General features: G+C 70.3%; 3 protein-coding genes. 1 reads left to right on the top strand and 2 read right to left on the bottom strand.

Annotation, left to right across the window (positions count from 1 at the left end):
• Nucleotides 1-2,512 (top strand): patatin-like phospholipase family protein (locus F3J18_RS35500; protein ID WP_240156499.1); only part of this gene is annotated, 2,512 nt, incomplete at its 5' end.
• A gap of 103 nt (nt 2,513-2,615) precedes the next feature.
• Here F3J18_RS35500 and F3J18_RS35505 read toward each other — a convergent pair.
• Both F3J18_RS35505 and F3J18_RS35510 read right to left on the bottom strand, forming a co-directional pair.
• Entirely contained in the window at nt 2,616-3,773 is a 1,158-nt protein-coding gene (locus F3J18_RS35505) for an ATP-binding protein (protein ID WP_166916771.1), read from the bottom strand.
• Nucleotides 3,760-4,467, bottom strand: a complete 708-nt coding sequence (locus F3J18_RS35510; protein WP_017921518.1) for a response regulator — start codon at nt 4,465-4,467, stop codon at nt 3,760-3,762. The genes F3J18_RS35505 and F3J18_RS35510 overlap by 14 nt, the downstream gene beginning before the upstream one ends.
• Nucleotides 4,468-5,030 lie beyond the last annotated feature (563 nt).

Consider the following 5,030-nt stretch of genomic DNA (forward strand, 5'->3'; position numbering starts at 1 on the left):
GCTCGCGGCGGCCCTGCTGCCCTCGCTCGCCGCGGCCCAGGCGAGCCCATCCGCCGCTCCGTCGCTCAACGGCTCACCCGCCACCGTGCCCGTGCAAGCCTCCGATGCCGCCACGCCGTCCCCGGCCTGGGCCGACGCGCTCGCCGCGATGCGCGCGGGCGCCCTGGCCGCCGATGCAGGCGACCGTTCCGGCGCCAATGCCCAGGCCAGCGCGGGCATGCCCATCGCCCAGGGCACCGCTCCTGCGATCGCCACCACACCGGCCATCTCCACCGCCCCGGCGAGCGCCAATCAACCGGTCACGCAAGATTGCCGCGCCGAAGGCGGCCAAGCGGGCCGTCCCGCGATCGGCCTCGTGCTGTCGGGCGGCGGCGCGCGCGGCTACGCGCACCTGGGCGTGCTGAAGGTGCTGGCCGAGCACCGCATCCCGATCGACTGCATCGCCGCGACCAGCATGGGCGCCGTGGTGGGCGGCCTATACGCGAGCGGGATGGACGCCGACGAGATGGCCGAGCGCCTGGCCAGGGTGAACCTGGCCGACATCGCCTTCGACGTGGTCAACCGCGCGGACCTGCCGCAGAAGCAGCGCGAGGACGAGGAGCGCTACATCAACGGCCTGACGGTCGGCTTCGGCAAGAACGGCTTCAAGGCCCCCGCCGGGCTGGTGCAGGGCAACCGCCTGCAGGCGCTGCTGGCCGACTGGACCGCGGCGGTGCCGGTCAACCAGCCCTTCGACCGCCTGCCGATCCCGTTCCGCGCGATCGCCACCAACCTGCGCAACGGCCGCATGGAAGTGCTCGACCACGGCTCGCTGCCGCTCGCGATCCGCGCCAGCATGGCCATGCCGGGCCTGTTCTCGCCCACCGAGATCGCCGGCGTGACCCTGGTCGACGGCGGCCTGGTCAGCAACCTGCCGGTCAGCACCGCGCGCAGGATGGGCGCCGACGTGGTGATCGCGGTCGACATCGGCTCGCAACTACGTCCGCTCGACGCGCTGGCCTCGCCGGCCGACGTGTTCCAGCAGATGCTCGGCATCCTGATCCGCCAGAACGTCTCGCGCGAACGCAGCGAACTCGGCCCGCGCGACGTGCTGCTCGAGCCCTCGCTGGGCTCGCTGAGCTTCACCGATTTCCAGAACGCCAGCCAGGCGATCGCCGCCGGCGAGGCGGCGGCCAAGGCCGCGCTGCCGCGGCTCGAGCGCTACGCGCTGTCGCCCGAGGCCTACGCGGCCTACCGCGCCGCGCACATGCGCCCGCCCGCCGAGCCGATCCGGCTCGCCGAGGTGGAGATCCGCGCCCACGGGCCGGTGCCGAAGCGGGTGGTGGCCGATGCGCTGCACGTGAAGCCGGGCGACATCTACGATCCGCAGGCCGTCAGCCGCGACCTGCTGGCGCTGACCACCACCGGCAATTTCGACACGGTCACGCAGCAGGTGGTGACCGACGGCGATAGCAACAAGCTGGTGGTGGACGCGCGCGGCAAGACCTGGGGCCCGAACTTCCTGCTGTTCGGGCTGGGCATGTCGAGCAGTTCCACCGACGAGGGCGGCTTCCGCTTCCATATCGGCTACCGGCGCCCCTGGCTGACCGATTCGGGCCTGGAATTCCGTGCCGATTCCACGCTCGGCAGCGACCTGCAGGCGCTGCGCACCGAGCTGCGCCAGCCGCTGTCGAGCAGCCATGGCCTCTATCTCGCGCCCTACGCCGAATTCGAGCGGCGTTTCGCCAACGTCTATTGGGACGACTACAAGCTCACGCAATACCAGTTGCAAACCGAGCGCCTCGGCCTCGATCTCGGCCTGCCGGTCGGACGGCTCGGCGATTTCCGCGTCGGCCTGGCCTACGCGCACGGCAGCGCCTCGCCGACCTACAACTTCCCGACCGACATCTCGCCCAACGGCAGCCCGATCGGCCAGGTGTTCGACAGCGACAACGGCCACCAGCTCAGCGTGCGCGCCCGTTTCGTGGTCGACCAGCTCGACGATCCGACGCTGCCGCGCAACGGTTACTTCGCCAAGTTCAGCGTCGAGCGATCCCTGGTCGCCAGCGATCAGGTCCAGTACACGGAGGTATCCGGCAAGGCGATGGTCGCGCAGCAGTTCGGGCGGCACAGCATCAACGCCAGCATCGAGGGCGGCAAGAGCTTCGGCGGCACCAGCCCGGTCAACCTGCTGGGCTTCACGCTCGGCGGTTTCCAGCACCTGGCCGCCTATGCCGCCGACCAGCTCAACGGCGACGCGATCGCCTATGGACAGGTCACCTACATGAACCAGGTGGCCAGCTTCAACGCCTCGCCGATCAAGGCGCTGTACCTGGGCGCGAGCGCGGAAATCGGCAACGTCTGGACGTCTTCCGGCGACCAGATCCGGCTCGACATCAGCAGCGGGCCGATGAAGCAGAGCTATTCGTTCTTCGCGAGCTTCACGACCTCGTTCGGGCCGATCTACGTGGGCGTGGCGCTCGCGCCGGGCGGGCGCCGCAACCTGTACTTCCAGCTCGGCCGCACCTACTGAGCCGGAAGCGGCGCGGCGCCGGCATCCTGAACGCCGGCGCCGCGCGCCTTCCCAATCCCAGCCTCGCCTCGCGAGCCGGTGCTCGCCGCCGGCGCCGCCCCGCTCAGCCCGGCCAGCGGATCTCGAAGCGCGCGCCGGGCAGCACGCGCGCGTCGGTCACCGCGATGTTGCCGTGATGGGCCTGCAGCACCTGCCGCGTGATCGCCAGGCCCAGCCCGTAGCCGGCCGTGTGGCGATCGAGCCGCACGAAGGCGTCGAAGATCCGTTCGCGCTCGCCGTCGGGCACGCCGGGGCCGTCGTCCTCGACGTAGATCAGGATCTCGCCGCCGCTCGCGCCCAGCGTGGTGCCGATCAGGATGCGCGATTGCGCGTACTTGGCCGCGTTGCGCAGCAGGTTGCGGATCGCGTAGGACATCAGCCGCGTATCCATGTTCACGCGCAGCTCGGCCGGCGTACCCAGGCGCGTCTCGATGATCTTGCCCGGGCTCAGCGGCGCCACCTCGTGCACCTGGGTGTCGAGCCAGCAAGCCAGCGCGGTCGGCTCCAGGCTCGACTGCAGCGAGCTGTATTCGAGCCGCGCGTAGGTCAGGCTCATGTCGATCAGCTCGTCGAGCTCGGTCACGTCCTGCGCGATGCTGTCCAGTGCGTTGAGCCGCTCGGCCTCCGACATCGGGTCGCGCAGGATCTCGAGCGCGAAGCGCACGCGCGCCAGCGGCGTGCGCAGCTCGTGGGAGATGCCATTGGTGAGATCGCGCTGCGCCTCGATCAGGCGCTCCATGCGCATCGCCAGCGCGTTGAGGGTGCGCGCCAGCGGGCCGAGGATCACGCTGTGCGATTCGCGCGCGCGCGTGTGGAACCGCCCGCCGCTGAAGTCGATGGCGCGCTCGCGCACCATCACCAGGTCCACCCAGGTCGGCCGCGCCCAGCGCCAGGTGGCCAGCGCCGGCACCACGATCACGAACAACGCCACGCCGAGCGCGCCGCCCGGCAGCGCCTCGAAGCCGGCCAGCACCGTCCACGGCGAGAGCGTCACCGACAGCGCCAGCAGCGGCACCGCCACCACCAGCAGGACCAGGCTCATCAGGTGCAGATAGGCGCGCACGTAGAGGCGCGACCAGCTCGGCATGCGATCGGCGCGCGTGTCGGTCCAGGAGCGCCGAAAGCGCAGCCAGCGCCAGCGCAGGTAGCGCAGCGCCGACAACCGCGACTGCCCGGCGCCACCGAAGCCGCGGGGCCGGGCCGCGTCCTTATTCCCAGGCATGGGTGCTGAACTGGTAGCCCTTGCTGCGGATCGTCTTGATCCGGCGCGGATGGCTGGCGTCGTCCTGCAGCTTGCGGCGCAGCTTCGAGATGCGGCCGTCGATGGTGCGGTCCAGGCCGTCGAATTCGACGCCGCGCAGTTGCAGCATCAGGTCGTCGCGGCTGACCACCTCGCCCGCGTGGCTCACCAGCACCCACAGCAGGTCGAATTCCGCCGAGGTGAGGTCCGGCGAGGAACCGTCCGGCAGCCGCACCGAGCGGTTGCCGCGATTGATCGAGAACTTGCCGAAGGCGTAGCTCTCGGGCCCGTTGCCGGGCTCCGGCGCGCGTACCGGCGCACGCCGCAGTTGCGCCTTGATCCGCGCCAGCAGGATGCGCGGCTCGACCGGCTTGCGCACGTAGTCGTCGGCGCCGAATTCGAGGCCCAGCAGCTCGTCGTAGGGCTCGTCGCGGGCCGTCACCATCACGATCACGCCGTCGAAATGCTTGCGCGCCTCCCGGCAGATCTCGAAGCCGTCCTTGCCCGGCAGGTTCACGTCCAGCAGCACCAGGTCGGGCCGCGACGAGAGGATCGCGGGGACGGCCGCGTGGCCGTCGAGCACGGTCTCGACTTCGTAGTCGTGCTTGCGCAGGTAGCCGGTGATCAGGGTGGACAGGCGATTGTCGTCCTCGACGAGAAGAATCCGGTAAGGCATGGGGGTGATCGTTGCTGGCGGTGAATCGGGCCGGGTTCCGGCGGCGGGTTGAGCCGCGGTCCGGCAGGTAACCATCGGTAACATCTCAAGCAAATCAGCATGATACTGCTGTCCGGTCCCCGATTGATGCATGTTCCTCAGGAATCGACGCCGCTGTGCAGTAAGTGCGCAAGCAGCCGGAAACAACCGGCGCGAACGGCGCGGGAACGTGCGGCGGGACCGGGCCCGGCAATGTCCGGCCGCATTCGACCGGCCGCGCCGCCGGGAGTGCCTGAAACCGCTGTCGACTTCGCTCGGCTCCATCGAATCTCCACGTCATCTCCACATCGACGGCGGCTCGCGCCGGGCCGCGCCGCGCGATCAATTCGGTAAGCGCTTACCTGAGGCCATCGCGTTTTCCTGTCCCTTTCGCCCGGCTGCCGTGTCATCGACTGGTAACCCGGATTCGAACCACACAGGAGTACCTCGATGATTGCTCGGCCCTCCCGCCGCCCGGCCACGCAGCCCGGCGCCGCCGCCCACCCCGGTCAGCCGCGTGCCTCGCGCTCGCGGCGCGGCCCGGT

Source organism: Burkholderia sp. Ax-1720 (genome assembly GCF_011753035.1).
Taxonomy (GTDB): domain Bacteria; phylum Pseudomonadota; class Gammaproteobacteria; order Burkholderiales; family Burkholderiaceae; genus Burkholderia; species Burkholderia gladioli.

Coding starts and splice junctions, on each gene's coding strand:
- F3J18_RS35505 (WP_166916771.1), bottom strand. CDS start 3,773: ATGCCTGGGAATAAGGACGCGGCCCGGCCCCGCGGCTTCGGTGGCGCC.
- F3J18_RS35510 (WP_017921518.1), bottom strand. CDS start 4,467: ATGCCTTACCGGATTCTTCTCGTCGAGGACGACAATCGCCTGTCCACC.